Raw genomic sequence first — 17,783 nt, 5'->3', positions numbered from 1 at the left:
CAGTCTTCGCTGCTTAAGATGCGCTATAGTTCAAAGAAACTAACCTGCTTGCAGGGTGAGTATCGATACCCTCTACAGGTTCTAGGCTTCTAGTTTCTTATGGCCAAGAAGGCTTGATTAATGATGACAACATCACCTTCAGAAGCACATAACTTCTCGTTACTTGCTCAGGTTACTGAGCTGAGGAAAGCATGGAAGCAAGATTATCCTGACCAGGCACAGGGTGGATTATTATCAATCAGTGGTTTTGAATATCAATTTCTGTTAACGCTTCTAAGAATCGTAGCTTTATGGAAAAAATCAACTGATATTCAACGCCAAGACTTAGAAGTAGCCAAACGTGTTCTTTCTGAAGATATTTCCGATATTACTGAGACTGGAAAATATATTATTTTGACTCAGGCAAAGAGAACTCTCTCTGCTAGCGGCCTCAGGAAAGCTCTTGAGGAATTGTGGGACATTTTCATACTTGCTTCTACAGAAACTCCTGAGCTAGCAACACATCTCGAATTTGTAATATCAGGTCAGTTCAAAGGTGATAAAAACCCACCGAAAGTTATACAAGGATGGGGAACCAAATCTCAAAAATATCCTCAAGAAGAATTGAAATTATTTAAAGAAAAAATCCGCTATGAAATAGTGCCTGATCCAAGATTTAAGCTTCTAACTGAATTACAAGTTCTTGTGAGAAATGAAGATGCAGAAACGACAATTGCGCGCTGGCTAGGGTATCTTCTTCAGCTTGGTTCTGGGTTTTCTCCAGAGAGTATAAGTACATTAATCTGGAAAGAGCTTTCGAGCGACGGAAGCCTAAAGGCATTTCGCACAACACTTGCTAGACTATTCAGCTGTTCTCAGAGCCATCTTTCTGCTATTCGAGAGACTCTTGGTCAGAATATTGTTCTGCCTAGAACAGAGATTTCGGAGTTGCGGCTAGCTTTAAATGAAAAGAATATTACTCTTCTTGTAGGCCCTTCTGGATCGGGAAAGTCGGCACTCTGCAAGTTAGGTATTCAGCAAGAATTTAACCGGGATTTTGACTGCTTATTCTTGCAGGCATCTGATATCACTGTTTTTACTGAGTCCTCAGAAGTCAATGCCAGTCACAAGCTAAGAAGACTTGACGAACTTTTAAACGCTAAGATTACTCAAAAGCCTAGCCTTATTATAATTGATGATCTAAGTGATGTGGATGATCGCCACTTGGATGCTGTTCTGGATTTACTGCAAAAAACGTTGGCTGCTGGTAAATTTTCAGATATTCGTTTTATTCTTGTTTCTCATATAGATGCTAGAAATCGTATTTATGAAAAAATATCCGCCAAATTGGGCAACAGTTCTACCTGCACTGATGTTGAACTACCGCAACTTCCCGTAGATGAACTTCAGTCTTCTGAAAACCTGCCTGATAGTATTGGCCAGCTGATCCAACGACGTCACGAATTTGGACCTGCGCTCAATTTGAAGTTAATTGATTGGCTAGTTCGCAGTATTCAACAAGAGAAAATTGATATACCTGTTTTTAGAAACGATTTAGACTTGCTTAATTGGTTTTGGCAATACTACATTCAAAATGGGCAAAAAACTAGTGATTTAGGTCGAGCATTGATAGAAATTTCTGAGGAGTTGGCCGATAAATTTTTGCCCGATCTTCCATGCTATTTCAATTCGTCCATCGACAGTAGCACTTTAAACGCTTTGGTGAGGCGTGATTGTCTTTATATTGAGGACGAACGGCTCGCTACTACTCATCGCTTTGTTGGAGACTGTGCAAGGTTTCAGTATCTTCGAAGCCAATGTAGAGAGATTGAAGGGGAATATTTAGTAGAAAAGTTGAAAAATCCATTTTGGGTTCAACCAATTCGCTGGTTTTCACTACAGATGGCATTAGAAGAGGAGCAAAGGGAAACTTGGCAGGAACTTTTTTGTGAAGCTTTAGAATACAAGCATTCACAACTTTTAGATCTACTTTTGGATGGTGCAATTTTAAGCAAGCAGCCAAGCTATGTTTTGCAAGAATGTCCAGATGGAAGTCTGTCTTTTGTAATTAAACGTCTCATTTTTCGCCTTCTAAGAATCGCAACAATACAAGATCCCTTTCATGCAGATGACTATAAATCTAAGCCTCTCCAAACACGCATTACGATTCGAGAGAAAGTGATCGGAATTCCTCAACCAGAGTTTTGGGAACCTATATGGCGTTGGCTTTTGTGCCAAGATCCTGAAAACGTACTTGAAGAATCCTGCATAGTTTTTAAGGCATCAGAGGCTTGGTTGAATTGGGGTGAGAAGGCGCAAGAATTCTCGCTTCGAAATGAAGTTGCCAAATTTACGCTTGATTTGGCACAGAAAGTATTGTTGTCTAATCCTAAGTCACGGGGGCGCAGTCTTAGCTCTGCCGAGCTTGCAGAGCTATTTCAACAAAAACAGAGAGAGAAACAGAAAGAGAAACAGAAAGAGAGGGTCTCGCTACCGGAGCCACCTAGGAGAAGAAGCTACTATTTGGGTGATTTTGAGGAAAATGCTTTTTCTTGTATAGTTTTTGCTCTCCTCATCACTCAAGAGCGTGCAACATGGTTTCTCAGAGTATTGGCAGGCCGAGAAATTGTCCCGGCAAACAAGCTAGAACCCACGGAAGTTTCATCTTTATTGAGTAGACCTGGTATAGGAATACTTGAGACACCACATCCACAAGGCCCGTTAGGAGAAGTTAATCACCGTTTCCGAAAGTTCATGCTTAGCCGGAATGGTCTATATCTAAATGCAGTTATCCTTACCAATCTTCAACTTGGAGTTGAGTTATTCTTAGCTTTGATGATTCAACCGCCAAGCTACCGCTATGAAAATGATATGGATTTTGATTGGGATAATCGACATATCGGGATAGCTGGCTCTAATGATATCGATGTTTGTACCTTCAAATTCCTCCCGTTGCTTTCATTACTAGAAATTGATGAAGCAGTTGCCATCAAAGTCATCAATATCCTTTGCAAAATTGCGACAAAAAACAATCAAAATAATTGTGAAAAAATCGACCAAAGAGCAAGTTATTTAGAGGATAGTTTAATTGATCCTCTTCGGGCTGATACACATGAGCTTAGTTTAATTATTGGGAATGTTAATAAACAATTTGAGGGAGAACGAAAAACTCTTTACTGGCACCGAAACAGTTTGCTGCCCCCCAGAATTATTAACTGTCTTCTTATGACATTAGAAGGATGGCTTTATAGCCGCCCTTCTAGGCATAAACTTGAATGCGCTGTAGATACCATATTAAACCAAAGTGATACAGTTGCGCTTTTAGGCGTTTTAGTGACATTGGCGAAATGTGACTCTCGTCTCCTAAGCGGCTGTCTGATGCCGCTCGCTTCATCAGTACAATTACTCGTATGGTTAGAGTTAGAACAGATTGATAGTAGTGGTCAAAACTATGGTTTCGACAGCATTGGCTCCAGAAAACTTCTAAAGGAAGAGCAATGGGAGTTGCTAGAGTTTAATCGACTTTCATATCGCAAATATGATTTGTTGAGAATAATTTTGGGCCTATGGATAAACGAAATTATCCCATACAAAGAAAAAGCAAAATTTCTGAATAACTGGGACGATATTCAACTTGCGCTAGTTCCGGAGGTAAGCCGCAGAAGAGCCTTAAAAATTCGTGCATGGTTTGAACCAAACAATTGGAAAAGAGAAGTTAATCATCAAGATGAACATGAGTTTCAGTTTGTTGGAACTTTGTCCGAAAATGAGGAAGCTGATGCTAGAGCTGAGAATGCTCTTTTAAATCTCTGTCATCATCAGATTACAATGATATGTCGAAATATTATTGATGGAGAGCAGGAAAAAACCTTAGAGATTCATGACTATCTCGAAGATATTTTGACTAGTGACGAAAAAGTTGAAATGTTTAGGAATAATCTCGAATCAAAAGCATTCTTTAATGTTATCTGGGCATCCATTGCGATCATCCTACAATCACCACTTAAACCTTTAAGTCAAGAATTAGAAGCCGAATTGAGTTGTTTGGCCGAAATTCTTGTGAATGCTCCTTTTTTCCTGGATCATTTCAGTCGCACTCAGATTTTCAACCTAGATGCTAGAGCCTTTATTTCTCATATAGCTCCTAACTTAATAGGGAGACTTACGCTTGAAAGCGAAATGCTTGCTGCAACTTTCCGATGCTTAATTGGCGCACGGAATCGAGATACATCAGCTTTCTTGAGGTCTTGGCTTGAGGAATATGGGTTTGAACATTTGCTTACTCAAAAAATCATCAATTTAGTTCCTTATATTGCCCGCTTAATAACACTAACTCATACTTTAGCCTATGCTAGATGTATTCAGAAAGTTGTCAGATCTAATGGCTCTTATACAGTTCCACGTCCTGAAGAAATTGATTATGAAGTTGGCAAGAGGGAGAATCCTCAAGTTCAGGAGGCTTGGGTAAGCTTACAGCGTGACTTTATCGAGGATAAGTTACAGCCGATTACGATTTCCAATGCTTCTGAGTGGATTCCAGAATCATTGAATGAGTCTCTACAAAAAATTCCTACATGGCTCAAGGACAGATATATTCATCATTCTTTTGATTGGGAATTCTTATTGGCGGTATTAATTCCTGTATTTCGAATAGTAGGACAGAATGATAAAAGCTCAGAGTATGTCACAGACCGAAAGAAACAAGTAATAGCTGAATTGATTTATGAGCGAGAAAATACATATTCTGAATTCCAAGCCAGTGAAGAAGAAGAAAATATACTCAGTAGATCGCATGTACAAATACATCTCTATCCAGTTCAATATCAGATTTTAGATGAAATACTTAAGCCAAGTGAAGCAGGTTTTGTGAGTCGGTTAAACGAAGTCATTTGCGAATACAAGAAGATTAACTTAATCGACTATATTTTTCTGGAGCATGTGATTGACAGCCTGATATACAGTTCTACGGATAGTTCTGCTGCTGAAAAAACAAGTATTTCATTGCATCATCAAACAGTCTTTACAATTGGAGATTATCTCAATGAATTTACAAAAAAGTCATCATCTAGCCTTAAGATCCTTGGAAGAAAAGAGAATGTCTGGGAACGAATGATTGAACTTATTTCTCGAAACCCTAAGTACACTGTAGATGTGGATTTTATAGATCAGTTTGCTGTGAATTTCGTCAAACGCTACCAAGAAATTCTATCTCCTCATTATCGTTTGAGGGAGAAGCTTTATCACATAGCTAAACTCAAAATTTTTAAGCAATTGCGGCGAACAATTTTCCAGCTCTTAATTGAAAAACCGGAAACTATTTCTGATGGCAAGAGCAAAGAGAGTAAGGCTTTGGTTCAAGTTTTAGCAGAGCTCTGGGATTCTGACTATACATGGATAATTGACAGGCAGTCTCGATGTAAAAGCTTCAAGTTTATGATTGGTCAATTGCAGAGAATTGATGCAGTAGGAGCAAGCGTTTTAGCAGATCAAGTAACTAAGTTTCTGTCAAATCCTTCCAGTAGCTAACGGCTGTACACATCGCTAGATTAGCTATGTGTATTTTATGCAATATGCTGCCATTCTACTGGCATGGATAAGACGACCCACAACAATTGCTGCATTGAGCTAACACCATCGACCACAATCGAATGCCATCAGCTTTATCAAAGCCCAACGAGATCGCCCCACCTGCCAAAGCCCATCCGGCTCAGGATGTCCCCCTGGCGTGACGCTGCACCATAGCCCGGATCCCCTGAGGACTGCTGTATTGAGAAGCCATCGTTCCCGTGCGCTGGTCAAAGGTAGTGGCAAAGCGCTCCAGATGCCCCGTCAACAAATCCAGCACAAAGCGACCCATCACCGTTGCCACCTGGGGATTCACCATCAAGCTCTGGGCATTGGCCATAGCCAACTCAGCACAGGATAAGGGGGCAGAGGCTAGCCTTTCCTCCGGTCGAGGCACCAACAACTCTGGAGCCTGCACATTAGGGGCAGGTAGATACAGACAGCTCTCCGCATCTAGGCCATAGTCCTGGAGATCGAGGGAAGTGCAATTGCCCGCTAACACCTGACCATGGTGTTCACTATTACCCCCATCAATCCACCACGTCATGGGCAGATCCCGGCGACTGTTACCCAGATCCAGGGCCGCCAGGATGCTCCTGCGGGCCTCAGCATTGTCCACACACCCACACAACACCGTCAGACATTGGCGACCGCAATCCGGCATTCGGGGACTGAAGGGCTCAGCGATCGCAGTAATGGGCAACCCCAGCGCCGCACCATAGCGTCGAGCCAGGGTATGGGCCTTATTACTACCCACCTCTGCCCCACAAAAGCATTGCCGGGTAATGTTCTTAGCCTCCACCCCATCCGGGTCCACCAACACCAGCTTGGCCCCTCGTCCCTGCTCTTGCAGCATCAATACCACTCGGCACAGCAGTTGCACCAAGAAAGACCCCGTGCCACCACAGCCAATTAGCCACAACTCCACCTGGGGAGCCGGGGGCAGCACCACGGGGCGCGCATTGAGAATGTCTAAGTTCAGCGCTAGGCTCATGGTGAATCAACTCCGTAGTACACAGCATGGGCAGGAGCCCTATCTCGCACTCCGGCCTCACCGGGGCTAAACACCGCAGCCATCGGCACCACCCAGAAGTGACCCATCAGTCCCACCCGCAGCAACAGTTCCGGTTGCCCTTGGTGCAAGCGGCCTAGGACTCCATAGAGGCGAAACCCACTGCGTTCATCTTGGTCATCCGTGCGAGAGAAGTAGGCCGGGTGGGTGCCGTGGCTATGAACCTCCATCAGAGCCCGGTGAGCACTGGAATCTGGCCCCGTATCCAAGGGTTTGCAGTGGTTAGGGCCTTGGCTTTGCCGGGGCACCGTTAACCCCCAATCCCCGCCCCCAGGGGCCAGCACCAGATGAAATAGGATTTCATTGGGCAATGCGGCTTGGGCCAGGGTCACCATCCGCTGCACCAGGGAGATCGGCACTAGGGGCAGCTTCAACCAGGGCTGGAGTGGCCCTAGTCCAGGAATAGGTTGGCTGTGGGCCGAGATCGGCATCAGGGCACTCAGGCCAGGGCGCTGGGCCAAGGCAAAGACCCCATTACTCGCGACCCAATAGTCCAACAAGCTGCCCTGGGACTGGGTCGGGGCGGGGTGATGGGGATAGTGAAATCGGTATTGTCGTAACGAAACAGTCGTCATAGTCATCTTGAGTACTCCGGGTTAAGTAGCACCTTCAGCCCTTGCTCGATAGACAACGGCGGTAAGCCAGGGGCCGGAATCAGGTCTTCACTGGGGTAGCTCCTACGGCCCTGCAACCGATGGAGGTGCTGAATGATGTCGTCTGGGTATTGCCGAGATTTGCCCCGCACCGAGTGGCGGGTGAAGGGGCTGGTTACGAACAAGTCCCAGGCTTGAGGTAGGCTTTGGGCAGAGGCCAAAGGGGGTTGGTTACTGCCCCAGCAAATCTCCCCCGGCACCTGGGCGTAGGGGTTGGTATTGGGCAGCGGGGCCAGCATCATCCGGCTCTGGGGGCTAAAGGTTTTATCTGGAATCGCCCACAGCCAATAGGTCTGTCCTAACCCCACCAACACCAGGGGCGGCAGGGGCACTTTCAACCTGAGTTCCCCGGCCTCGCCTGCAATCACCAAGGCATGGCATTGTCGGGGAATCACCAACACTGCCCAATCCCCCGCCGCTGCCATCCCCGACCGCACAACCCCTGGGGCCAACCACCCCGTATCAATCTGGGCCAAGTGAAAGGCTCGCTCCAATGCTTCAGGGGACAAGCATTTGTAGCTCAAGCTGAGGGGACAGCGCTGGGTGCGGCGCACATAGAGGTACTGATCCGCACCCATCAAAATGGCGGCCTCGAAGTGCTGCCAGGTATCTATGGCCAGGGGGTGAAGTAAGTGCTCCTGCACCCGCTGCAATTGGTCAGGACTCAGGGTTAGGTCTGGCTCTGTAGGCTGTTCCATAGCCGGATCACCTCCTGTATACGGGTACTAAAGTCAGCTTCCAGCCAATCAATCAGGGTTTGGACTTTGTGGAGGTAGTCCTGGGCTCTACGCCATTGCACCTCTGCCTCCTGCACCGCTGCGGGGGTCCAAGCCATGAAGTGGGCAAACTCAACCCCCCATTCCGGGCGATTGACCGTATCCAGCCACAGGTTGCCTGTTGCTTTATCCACCAAGGCCAACAGCATCGGCACAAACCGTAGGGGCATCGCTTCTTGGTTAAAGCGCTGACGCAGGCGGCGGCGAAACGAGACGGTGAATTCCACTGGGGGCCAAGCTGAGATGGCGGCCAACGCCAAGCCCACCCTCTGGACATACCAATCCTCGACATCAAGGGCATCGATTAGGTAACGCCCCTCCTGACTCAAGGGCAGCAGGGCGATGACGGGGAGCATCCACTGTTCCAGCAGTTCCTCTTGGTGAATATCAATGCCCATATCCAAAATGGGTAACCCCTCACTCAGCAAGGTCTCAGTCCCCAAATCAGGCCAGTACTCCCCCGTCGGCAAGCGTTGGTTAATCTGCCGAATCAGGCCCAATTCATGACGACTGTGGGCGTTCTCCAGGTCATACCCGTCATCGGCAGTGCAGTAGCGCTCCTCTGGACCATGGCGAGCAAAGGCTGCGGGCATCAGGATTTGGTAGAGGGCCAGCACCTGGTAGTGGGCCAAGCTGGTTTCCAAGGCCATCTGGGCCATGGCAGGGAGCAACACCCGGCGATCGCGGTAGCACTGGAGGCGATACTGGGCCTCGGCCCGACTGGTGGCAACTTTGAAGGGCACCATGGCTCAAAACCCCACCACTAAGGTGCTAACCCCAGGGGCTTGGTGCAGCCGTCTGAGGGTCGTGCGTCGATGCTGTTGCTGTTGGCAGCTCACCGCCAAGGCACGGGTGATGGCCCCTGAGATCTCGCTGGCATTCTCCGCATCAATCCCCACCCAAAACTCGTGGTATTGCAGGGCGGCATGGGCACAGGTCGCCGGATCCAAACCCATCGGCTCAGCATCCAACTGGGCTAACCTTGCCCCTAACCCGGTTCCCTTACTCCCTTTACGCGCAATCAACTCCACCTGGGTAGCACTGCGTTTAATTTCTGCCTGGGCTAGGGCGGGATTGATAGAGCCGAACAGTTTTAGCAACAGTTCATCACTCGCTGCAATCTCCGACGGGATTTGATGCTGTTGCCCCTCAAGGACTACTAGGGTATGGGCCATAGCAATCATGCCTCCTTCAAAACAGATTAATTTGGGTTTGGGTCAGGCCCTCGGCATCGGTTGTGCTGCGGGGGCGGCTGGGGGCGGCGGTGCTCTGGGGGGGGCGACCCTTGCCCTGCTGGCGCAGCCGTTGTTCATAGTGCAAAGCCCGAATCGCTAGGGATGCCTGCAAGTCCTGCAAAAGCTGATGCAGCGCTTCGGGTAAGGGTCCCAATTCCCTGGCATCCAGCAAGCGGGCTAGGGGGGCATCGTCGTAGGTGGTCACGGCAATCATCACCTGGCGCGGCTGGCCTTCCCTGGGGGCGAGCCAATGCACTTGGAGGCTATAGGGCACCACAGCCCAGTCATAGTTGCGCGCTGGGGTCACCTCTGGGGCTGGGGACTGGGTCATGGCTCGTTCATCCCCGTCGCATCCATCGCCATGCGCTCTAAGCTGGTGGGGGCCATTTCGTAGACCACTTTTTGCTTCCGGGTGACCTCTGTACCCGCCACTGGCCTGCCCTGCTTCCAGGCCGCTTTGATGGCTTGCTTATTGACCTTGGTGCTCTCTTTGACTTCAACGGTGACGTACTCCTCAGGCACCGCTGCCTCATCCAGCACTTGGCAGGCCGGGGGATTCAGTTTGATCCGAATCCGGTAGGTTTGACCGACCACTTCTCTACCAATGGTGCCCATCTGGTTCAGGGTCAAGATCCGCTGATCCAAGGTCGTTGCCCAGCGGCTGAGGCGCTCTAGGGCTTGGTCATGCACCGCCATCAGGCGATCGCGGCGGGCTTGGAGGGCAGCCAGTTCCGCATCAATGTGGTGTCGCAGGGCCACATGGTCATCCACCGCCTGGGCCTGGTGGGCTTGGGTTTGCCACAGTTGCTCTAGCAATTCGGCTTCAGTCTCAGCATCCGGGCTATCGTTCAGCAGTCGCCACAGTCGGGCAGCACTACGACTCACCAAGCTCAAGGAACGTTCTACAACACTCGGGGGCGGGGTAGCTCGTCGTTGGGAAGGGACAACCATGGGTTCAAGGGGATTGAATAACGGCTTCCCTCCCCAGCGATAGCGGCCCCCATCGCCCGCTTCTATCGCCAGCCCTCAGAGCAAAGACAGTTGCTGCTGCGGGCTGTGGTACTGACCCCACATCTTCATCCACCCCCTTCGATGCTTCTCCTGAACCAAGGCTGGAGCGATGGTCACCATATCTTCAATCCGCACCCCCGATTCCTGGCGCTGCTCAATCCAGACCCGCCAAAACCCATCCGGCTGGTGGGACAACTGCCCTCCCAACTGCGGGCCTATACTCCGCAGTTGCCTCTCCATATCTCCCCTGCCCCCTGCCCCCAACATCTGCACCCGACGCCAGGGCACCGCTGTCCCCACGATGCGCTGCACCCGGTACAGCGCCCAGGGCAAGCTGGCTAGGCGCGACTCCAGGTTATCCAAGGCGGCTTGATTGCCATCCTCTTGCAGCATTTGGGCCAAGCTCCGACCTTGGGGATAGAGGGTTTGTTTGGGGTTCAACCGTCGAGCCACCTGTTCCACTAGCAGGGCAAAGCCGGACTCTGCGGGGTAGCGACGATGCTTCATCAGCACCTCTTCCTTCGGTCCCGCAATGCCCGAGAAGGGACAAAACACGCAGGCTGAGCGCCACCAGTCTTCTTTGCCCTGGGCGATCTCACGGCGGGCATGGGCTTCGGTGTCCCCCCGCGCCATCGCCAAGTTCTCCATCAGCGGATAGAAGTTGATGCGCTTCACCTGGGAGGTTCCCTTTGGGGTGCGCTTGGCCTCAGAGAGGTCTCCCCGCTGGCGGCGACGTTCTTCCCCGAGGGTGAAGCCAATCGCTACGTACACCGTTGGCAATCTTTCTGGTTCCGTCGGGCGGGGGGCCATGGGGGGCTCTAGGATCTCTAGCCAAGATGCACAGGGTTCCGTTTTGGTCTTATGGCTACAGCGGCGACGGCCCTGGACATATTGGGGCACTACGCCGCTGCGCAGCAGTTCTTGTCCCAGACCGGCCCTATCCAGCCAGCGGCCTAAAGGGTCTGCCTTGAAATGGTTTTGGCACAGTTGTCCTTTACTGCTGTACTGGGGCACAATCCCCCGCTGAAGCAGTTCTTGGCCTAGGCCATAGCCTTGATTCAGAACTTCATCTAGTACCCATTGGTCTTGGCCGAGGTGTTTGAACTTGGGGGAGCATTGCCGACGCGCTTCGCCAAACTGGGGAATAGTGGCCCCCCTGAGCAGTTCATCGGACAGGCCATAGCCCCCATGGGCATGGTGGGGCAGCGCTGGGAATTGCTGCACCAGGGTTGCGGCTGACATGAAGTCCAACACCCTTGGGTCTAGGGGCGGGAGGGGATGGGCGGGATCCGCTTGATAGCCCCGTATCCAGCACCGTTTCGGGCTGCGAGTATCTTCCAGGGTCACATAGCCCTCACTGCAACTGGGGCCAGCTCGCATGATCTGCACGGTGCGGATGCCTTGCTGGGCAAAGACAGGGTATTTATAGGTCTCGTTTAAGTAGCCCGTGTGCCACCACTCGTTCAGCGTTTGGCTGGTGAGCACCACCAGTTGCTCTAGCTCAAACCGTTCTCCGTTGGGCAGCAATCGAGTTTCGGGGCGGGTGGCCCAGAGGTGACCAATCGTGGAGCTATCACACCCTAGGCCATCCATCAGCACCACAATTGGTCGGGCAGTGGGTTCAGCGGTCATGGGTTTTTCTCAATACTCAGGGGACAAAAAAAGCCCTACTCAGGACCATTAACTGACTTGGGGCAGGTCGCCCTGAATTCTGAGCCAGCAGTGATAGTTGATGGCCCCTGCTTCGGGGGTATTAATCGTCAATTTCAACCGCCGGGTCTGCTGCCACACGAGCGGGGTGACGGAGCCTTTGAGGAAGGCATCCATATCGTTGAAATCAAACTCTCCGGGGTGGTGCAGCAAGTCCACATAGAAGCGGATGTGGTCAAGACCCTGGTTAATTAGGGTGAAGTTGCAGAAGCATACGCCTTGTTTCTGCGAGATCAAGGTAGGGGGCATCGGGCATGATCCCTTTCGTCACGTCATCCCCTAGCGCGGTAGCGGCGCTCAGGCCATCGCTCCAGTCCCTCGCAAAAAGCCTCCCCTAGATAGAACCAGGGGAGGCTTTGGAGGGCTGCAATTTACCCTTGAGTCAAGGCAAGTTTAGCCTGAGGGGCTATTCTTCTTCGCCAGCTTGGCCTTCGCTCAATTGCTTCAGGTGGATATGCTTATAGCCCACCTTAATCTCAAACTCATCGCCGGGGTTCAATCCCATCTCTTGGGTGTAGGCAGAGCCAATCACGATCTGACCATTTTTATGTACCCCGACCCGATAACTGGCCTCCCGACCCCGACCATCTTTCTTTTTCTCGGGCTCTAGGGAAATGCCTCGGGCCGCTAGTAGGGCGTCGTAGAAGCCGGTCAGGTCAATGCGGGCTTTACCCGTTTTGGTGGTGCTGTAATACCCACAGGCTTTAGCCGTATCCCGTTTACTCAGCTCACTCAACTCCTTGACTTTTTGCAGTAGTTCTTTACCTGTCAAAGGAGCTATTTCTGCTACGGTCATCTAGAAAACCTCAGTTTTGATAATTCACCCAACTATTCTACAGAGTAAATAAGATTCTGTAGAATAATTGGATTTTTACTGATATGACTCAGCCCGTCTAGGGGGAATATCCGATTAGACTAGCGGTTCCCTAGGCTTGAATCCAGCGTCGGCCATCAGGGGCATCGAACATCTCTATAGCTGTGTGGCGAAGGCAAGGGTAAGGGCAACTCTAGATGGGATAAAGTAACCCCCTACAGGGCCGTAACCATCAGGGATTAGGGTTTGGTGGAATTGATGGAATTGCCAATGCACTTCAACACACTTGTAGATTGGCAACGCCCAAAACCGGGGCTGCAATGATAAGGTGGCTTCCTCACCCAACCTGGGGGCAAACCCTATTTTGGGATCAGGGAGACACGGCATCGGGGATCGGGTTTATGCCATTAATGTCATCCCACCCCATCAGGTGTTCTCGCTGCACCTGCGGCTACCGCGCCCCTAGTTCAAATGGGGCTGATGCAATGCTCGCTCTAAATGCCCGCGCCGCTGGGCCTCCGCCAGCAACCGGGGCCAACACTGGAGCCGTTCTCCTTTGGCGACTGCGCCTCGGGCCGCGCTATGGGCTAAGGGCAATAGGTCTCGGTCTTTGACCAAATCCGCTAGGGCAAACTGGGGAATCCCGGTCTGTTTTTGACCCAACACTTCCCCGGCTCCCCGCATCTGCAAGTCGGCTTCGGCTATCTTGAAGCCGTCTTGGTGCTGGGCCAGAATGCTCAGGCGCTCTTGACTGGCGGCTGTCCCGGCTCCATCAATAAGTAGGCAATAGGATTGGTCACCGCTGCGCCCCACCCGACCCCGCAGTTGATGCAGTTGGGCCAACCCAAACCGTTCCGCTTGCTCCACCACCATCACCGTGGCCTTGGGTACATCTACCCCGACTTCAATCACGGTCGTTGACACTAGAATCTGACTTTGGCCAGCGCGAAAGGCATTGAGGGCTTTACTTTTGGCCTGGGTAGTCATGCGTCCATGGAGCAGTCCCACTTGGTAGTCGGCAAAGGCTTGTTGATATTGGGCGTAGGCTTCTTGGGCCGACTTCACCTCTCCGTCAGTGCTGCGCTCTACCAGGGGCAACACCACGTAGGCTTGAAATCCCATCGCCAGTTGCAGCTTCACCAAGCGCTGGACTTGCCCTTGCCCCTCTGGCCCCAGCACTTGGGTGATGATGGCTTTACGACCAGGGGGCAGCTCGTCAATCAGGCTCACGTCCACATCCTGATGCAGGGCTAAGGCCAGGGTGCGGGGAATGGGGGTGGCGGTCATGCTCAACAGGTGGGGATTGGGGCCTTTGGCCACTAAGGCATTGCGTTGCTTCACCCCAAAGCGATGTTGTTCATCAATCACGGCCAGACCCAAGTTAGCGTAGGTGACGTTGGCGCTGACTAGGGCATGGGTGCCCACAACTAAATCAATCTGGCCGCTAGCCAAATCCGCCAGCAGCGCTCTCCTGGCTTTAGCTCGGGTTGCGCCCATCAGCAATGCGGTCGTCATTCCCAAGGGCTTCAGCCAGCCCTTGACCTTGTGGTAGTGCTGCTCAGCTAGGGTTTCGGTGGGGGCCATCAGGGCAGCTTGGTGACCCTGGGCGATGACTGCAAGGCAGGCGGCTACCGCTACCACGGTCTTGCCGGATCCCACATCTCCCTGCACCAGGCGATTCATGGGAAAGGGCTGGGCCAAGTCATCCAGGATATCGACAATCACCCGTTGTTGGGCCTGGGTCAGGGTGAAGGGCAAGTTGGCTTGGAATTGACCCAGCAGTTCTAGTTTCAGGGGGCGACCTGGGGCCACGGGGGTGCGGCCCCGGTGCAGCAGCAGTGCTAGGTGCAGGTAGAAGAATTCATCGAACACGAGGCGCTGGCGGGCGGCTTCTAGTTCTGTTTCGGTTTCAGGGAAGTGGATCTGCTTTAGGGCGATCTTCAGGTCCACCAAGCCATAGCGCCGTTTGACTTTGGCGGGCAGGGGGTCGTCGGGTAGGGGGGTCTGGGCCAGGGCGACTTGGATCCGGTGTCGCAGGTCTTCGGCATCTATCCCTCGGCTCAGGCGATACACGGGTTGCAGGGTCAGCTTGGGCACCTGGGCTATCTCATGAGCCGACACCGGCTGCACTGCTTTGGCGTTGATGGTGAGGCAGTGGGTGTAGTTGTCGTATTTGACGGCACCCCTCATCTGTACCCGGCACCCTTTGGCATATTACTGCTGTTGTTGTCGTTGCCATGCCGGTGAGGTGTAGGGCGGTTCGGCTTTATGGAAATGGGTACACAGCAGGCGATGGCGGTGATCACGGCTGGCGATCGCCCACCGCTGCACGATTAGTTGGCCCTGTTTGGCGGGGCGAATACTGTGGTGAACGAGGCTACCGATGACGGTGACGCACTCTCCGGCTTGAATCTGCTCTAGGGGTTTGTATTCGTAGTGCTCATGCCGTTTGGGATAGTGGTGCAGCAGGTCTAGGGGGCTATGCAATCCCAGCTTAGCTAGGGCGGCGGCGGCGGTTGGTCTCCGCTGGGGGCGGCGGGTTGAGGGCTTTGCCATCGGGGGTGATTGAATGCATCACCCCCAACCCGCGATAGCGTTTCGGGTTGGCTATTCAGGGGGGTTTGTAAAGCAGTTTGTGTCCATGCCTAGAATCAAGGGATGGGTGAGGGGCATCACCTTATTGTTAGAATTATTGCTATTAGCAGACCCATGAGGCTCGATCATCTATGACGATACTCTCTGGGCAGCCCGTCTGCCATACAAATCGACGAATGACCTTTGAGGAGTATCTCAATTATGACGACGACACTAATACTCGCTACGAATTGGTGGATGGTGTATTAGTTGATACGGGTGCGGAGACAGCATTAAATATCTCGATCGTGTTTTTTCTCGCGATCGTCTTTGCCCAGCAAGGGATTCCCCCCTACCGCCTTGGCAACAAGCATCTCATTGCGGTTAGCTCCACCAAAGTTACGGCGCGAGATCCTGATTTAACCGTCCATTCTGAAGCATCTTATCATGCCGTCATTACCCAAAAGCAATCGCTTCTAGCCTACGACCAAGCCCCCCCGCTACTCGTCGTTGAAGTTGTGTCACCCGGCAAACCTGGAGAGCCAAATTACGACAGAGACTATATTGAAAAACGCCAAGAATATGCTGATCGGGGCATTCCTGAATATTGGTTAATCGATCCCGAACGCCACGTGATACTGGTATTAACGCTTCAAGGACAAGTCTACCAAGAACAGGCGTTTACCGGACAAGGAGAGATCATTTCTTCCATATTCCCTAACCTCAAGTTGACTGTCAATCTCATTTTGAATGCTGGTCGGTAGTGCGATTAGGGCAATCCACTCCATGAGGAAGTGAAGTGACGACGAGATAGATTGGGCATGGGTTTAAACTGAGCCTTCCACTGGTTCACGGGAGACGGTAAATGGCACGGTTGGGCAACGAGAGTCGGCCATGTGACCTGAGTAGATATACTTAAGAGAGGGTCTGTCACCTAGACAGAATGACTCAGTATAATCCCCCCTATTCCTTTCGCTCCTTTTCCTGCCGCTGTGCCCGACTCACATGAGCCTGAATTTTGTGATATTCCGCTCGCCAGGTCATGGTCTCCACCCCCAACCAACCCTTAATCGTCACTGACTTGGCATTTACCCGCAGCACCTCATACCAGGTATGGCTATACTGCACCCAATCCCCCTTGGCGATATCCGCTCTGGTCAACACCCCACCCGCTGCCGCTAGCGCCTGCTGCCAGTGGGCGATCGCTGCTTGAGCATCCTGGAGTTGGAGCTGATAGCGCGTATGGTTCGGGTAGCGATCCAACAACCGCTGTGCTTCCTGTTGATTGGCCTCAGCTTCCTTCAGACGGTTGCCGATATACTCCTTCGACTGACGATGGCGGATCTGACCCTCACTACCCGCTGCCCTCTGGCTCAATTCCTCTGCCGTCCGAGCCGCAGCCACTGATTGATCCATGGCTTTATGGGCACGATTAAGGGCACGGCGATGGCCCTTTTCGCTATGGTGTCCCACCAGGATAGGCTGACCCACGGAAATCCCTTCCACCGCCGCATTGGAGCGACGGTAAGCCGCTTCGCCCTCAGCACGTTGCTTGACGGCCCGCTCTTGATACCGCTGCGCCCGTTGCGCTGAGCGCTGGTTGCGGGCCTCTACCTGTACTTCTAGGGTCTCTTCGCCTTGCTCCTCAATCGCCTCAGCCAGTTCAACTGTGGGATCATCCCAGAAGCTAAAGGTATTGCGTCCCGTGAAGCGGGTATTGCCCCCCAAGTCATAGAGCACGCTCCGGAAGGGAGCCACCCGACCGGTCACCAACCACACGGGTTTAGGCTGTTTTCCCCGACGTTTAGGGGTCGTTTGGGACTCGGTGATGGTGAGCCCTTGCTGGTTCAGGAATGCGGTAGCAGCGGCATGGTCCATGGGATTGGGGGAATTCACATCTCCCCCCGGCGGCGCTAGCAGCCCTATCCCGCATCGACCAAGGCGGGCAGGTTAAAGCCTTGGCCAAACTCCAGCAACAGTTGCCGCTGTTGGGCAACCTATAATCAATGAAAGAGAATTGCTTTGGTGCAAAGGTATGATCGCGATCGCACCTATCAAATCTTTACCAGATGGCTCAGTGGCAACTATCCCCATGAGCTGGGCAGATTACCAACAACTGGCTGCAAGCAGAGGCGATCGCAGTACTCCGCCTCTTAAATATGCTGATGGATACCTGACCCTCAAGATGCCAACCTTTGAGCACGGCCAGCTAGATGCCATTGTGGCTGATTTAATGGTTGCTCTCCTCAATCCGCAGCTCCGCGATTATGTTCGCACAACTTAATTTGGGTGGATCTTGGGGAACCGAAGAGAATTATTTGTATCAAATCATTCATTTATTGGCAATGGAAAGGATGTCCATACCAGAAAACGGATGATGATAAAAATGGAGTA

General features: G+C 51.6%; 15 protein-coding genes and 1 pseudogene. 3 read left to right on the top strand and 13 right to left on the bottom strand.

Features of this window, described 5'->3' with window-relative positions:
- The first annotated feature begins 120 nt into the window (after positions 1-120).
- A complete protein-coding gene (locus tag LEP6406_RS0225280; protein WP_008318602.1) occupies positions 121-5,505 on the top strand; it encodes an ATP-binding protein in 5,385 nt (1,794 codons plus the stop codon).
- A 181-nt stretch (positions 5,506-5,686) separates the two neighbouring features.
- On the opposite strand, the gene LEP6406_RS0225275 is transcribed toward LEP6406_RS0225280, so the two are convergent.
- From LEP6406_RS0225275 to LEP6406_RS30730, 12 genes and pseudogenes are all read right to left on the bottom strand, one after another.
- On the bottom strand, positions 5,687-6,538 hold the full coding sequence (locus LEP6406_RS0225275; RefSeq protein ID WP_008318599.1) for a ThiF family adenylyltransferase: 852 nt from the start codon (positions 6,536-6,538) through the stop codon (positions 5,687-5,689).
- Positions 6,535-7,197, bottom strand: coding sequence for a Mov34/MPN/PAD-1 family protein (locus tag LEP6406_RS29735; RefSeq protein WP_008318596.1), 663 nt, complete (start codon positions 7,195-7,197; stop codon positions 6,535-6,537). Before LEP6406_RS29735 ends, LEP6406_RS0225275 begins: the two co-directional genes overlap by 4 nt.
- The gene (locus LEP6406_RS29730) at positions 7,194-7,967 is read right to left on the bottom strand and encodes a hypothetical protein (RefSeq protein ID WP_008318594.1); all 774 of its coding nucleotides are present in this window, start codon (positions 7,965-7,967) and stop codon (positions 7,194-7,196) included. Before LEP6406_RS29730 ends, LEP6406_RS29735 begins: the two co-directional genes overlap by 4 nt.
- Positions 7,940-8,791 carry a hypothetical protein gene (locus LEP6406_RS0225260; protein WP_008318593.1) on the bottom strand — a complete coding sequence of 284 codons (852 nt, stop codon included), beginning with the start codon at positions 8,789-8,791 and terminating at the stop codon, positions 7,940-7,942. The genes LEP6406_RS29730 and LEP6406_RS0225260 overlap by 28 nt, the downstream gene beginning before the upstream one ends.
- Before the next feature lie 3 nt (positions 8,792-8,794).
- Entirely contained in the window at positions 8,795-9,229 is a 435-nt protein-coding gene (locus LEP6406_RS0225255) for a hypothetical protein (RefSeq protein ID WP_027269442.1), read from the bottom strand.
- A 7-nt stretch (positions 9,230-9,236) separates the two neighbouring features.
- Positions 9,237-9,611: a hypothetical protein gene (locus LEP6406_RS0225250; RefSeq protein ID WP_008318589.1), complete on the bottom strand. Its 375-nt coding sequence runs from the start codon at positions 9,609-9,611 to the stop codon at positions 9,237-9,239.
- Positions 9,608-10,231 (bottom strand): siphovirus Gp157 family protein, encoded by a 624-nt coding sequence (locus LEP6406_RS29725; RefSeq protein ID WP_008318587.1) that lies wholly within the window; start codon positions 10,229-10,231, stop codon positions 9,608-9,610. The genes LEP6406_RS0225250 and LEP6406_RS29725 overlap by 4 nt, the downstream gene beginning before the upstream one ends.
- Positions 10,232-10,306: 75 nt before the next feature.
- Positions 10,307-11,923, bottom strand: coding sequence for a hypothetical protein (locus LEP6406_RS0225240; protein ID WP_008318585.1), 1,617 nt, complete (start codon positions 11,921-11,923; stop codon positions 10,307-10,309).
- A gap of 48 nt (positions 11,924-11,971) precedes the next feature.
- Positions 11,972-12,250 carry a hypothetical protein gene (locus LEP6406_RS0225235; RefSeq protein WP_008318583.1) on the bottom strand — a complete coding sequence of 93 codons (279 nt, stop codon included), beginning with the start codon at positions 12,248-12,250 and terminating at the stop codon, positions 11,972-11,974.
- Positions 12,251-12,407: 157 nt separating this feature from the next.
- Positions 12,408-12,797, bottom strand: coding sequence for an AbrB family transcriptional regulator (locus LEP6406_RS0225230; RefSeq protein ID WP_008318580.1), 390 nt, complete (start codon positions 12,795-12,797; stop codon positions 12,408-12,410).
- A gap of 480 nt (positions 12,798-13,277) precedes the next feature.
- Positions 13,278-15,014: pseudogene (gene recG / locus LEP6406_RS29720) on the bottom strand (ATP-dependent DNA helicase RecG); the annotation flags it as partial.
- 15 nt (positions 15,015-15,029) lie between these two features.
- A complete protein-coding gene (locus LEP6406_RS30730) occupies positions 15,030-15,371 on the bottom strand; it encodes a hypothetical protein (protein WP_008318577.1) in 342 nt (113 codons plus the stop codon).
- A gap of 215 nt (positions 15,372-15,586) precedes the next feature.
- On the opposite strand from LEP6406_RS30730, the gene LEP6406_RS0225220 reads away from it, so the two are divergent.
- Positions 15,587-16,153, top strand: coding sequence for a Uma2 family endonuclease (locus LEP6406_RS0225220; RefSeq protein WP_027269441.1), 567 nt, complete (start codon positions 15,587-15,589; stop codon positions 16,151-16,153).
- A gap of 199 nt (positions 16,154-16,352) precedes the next feature.
- Here LEP6406_RS0225220 and LEP6406_RS0225215 read toward each other — a convergent pair whose 3' ends face one another.
- The gene (locus LEP6406_RS0225215) at positions 16,353-17,285 is read right to left on the bottom strand and encodes a DUF3560 domain-containing protein (protein ID WP_155834878.1); all 933 of its coding nucleotides are present in this window, start codon (positions 17,283-17,285) and stop codon (positions 16,353-16,355) included.
- 139 nt (positions 17,286-17,424) lie between these two features.
- Here LEP6406_RS0225215 and LEP6406_RS0225210 point away from each other — a divergent pair, with 139 nt between their 5' ends.
- Positions 17,425-17,673, top strand: a complete 249-nt coding sequence (locus tag LEP6406_RS0225210) for a hypothetical protein (protein ID WP_027269440.1) — start codon at positions 17,425-17,427, stop codon at positions 17,671-17,673.
- Positions 17,674-17,783: the final 110 nt, after the last annotated feature.

Origin of the sequence: Leptolyngbya sp. PCC 6406, from assembly GCF_000332095.2 — a bacterium.
Taxonomy (GTDB): domain Bacteria; phylum Cyanobacteriota; class Cyanobacteriia; order Phormidesmidales; family Phormidesmidaceae; genus PCC-6406.
This window is presented reverse-complemented; position numbering and strand designations above follow the sequence as displayed.

Excerpts from the sequence above, each read along its gene's own strand:
- LEP6406_RS0225280 (WP_008318602.1), top strand. The coding sequence starts at position 121 with ATGATGACAACATCACCTTCAGAAGCACATAACTTCTCGTTACTTGCT.
- LEP6406_RS0225275 (WP_008318599.1), bottom strand. The coding sequence starts at position 6,538 with ATGAGCCTAGCGCTGAACTTAGACATTCTCAATGCGCGCCCCGTGGTG.
- LEP6406_RS29735 (WP_008318596.1), bottom strand. The coding sequence starts at position 7,197 with ATGACTATGACGACTGTTTCGTTACGACAATACCGATTTCACTATCCC.
- LEP6406_RS29730 (WP_008318594.1), bottom strand. The coding sequence starts at position 7,967 with ATGGAACAGCCTACAGAGCCAGACCTAACCCTGAGTCCTGACCAATTG.
- LEP6406_RS0225260 (WP_008318593.1), bottom strand. The coding sequence starts at position 8,791 with ATGGTGCCCTTCAAAGTTGCCACCAGTCGGGCCGAGGCCCAGTATCGC.
- LEP6406_RS0225255 (WP_027269442.1), bottom strand. The coding sequence starts at position 9,229 with ATGATTGCTATGGCCCATACCCTAGTAGTCCTTGAGGGGCAACAGCAT.
- LEP6406_RS0225250 (WP_008318589.1), bottom strand. The coding sequence starts at position 9,611 with ATGACCCAGTCCCCAGCCCCAGAGGTGACCCCAGCGCGCAACTATGAC.
- LEP6406_RS29725 (WP_008318587.1), bottom strand. The coding sequence starts at position 10,231 with ATGGTTGTCCCTTCCCAACGACGAGCTACCCCGCCCCCGAGTGTTGTA.
- LEP6406_RS0225240 (WP_008318585.1), bottom strand. The coding sequence starts at position 11,923 with ATGACCGCTGAACCCACTGCCCGACCAATTGTGGTGCTGATGGATGGC.
- LEP6406_RS0225235 (WP_008318583.1), bottom strand. The coding sequence starts at position 12,250 with ATGCCCCCTACCTTGATCTCGCAGAAACAAGGCGTATGCTTCTGCAAC.
- LEP6406_RS0225230 (WP_008318580.1), bottom strand. The coding sequence starts at position 12,797 with ATGACCGTAGCAGAAATAGCTCCTTTGACAGGTAAAGAACTACTGCAA.
- LEP6406_RS30730 (WP_008318577.1), bottom strand. The coding sequence starts at position 15,371 with ATGGCAAAGCCCTCAACCCGCCGCCCCCAGCGGAGACCAACCGCCGCC.
- LEP6406_RS0225220 (WP_027269441.1), top strand. The coding sequence starts at position 15,587 with ATGACCTTTGAGGAGTATCTCAATTATGACGACGACACTAATACTCGC.
- LEP6406_RS0225210 (WP_027269440.1), top strand. The coding sequence starts at position 17,425 with ATGATCGCGATCGCACCTATCAAATCTTTACCAGATGGCTCAGTGGCA.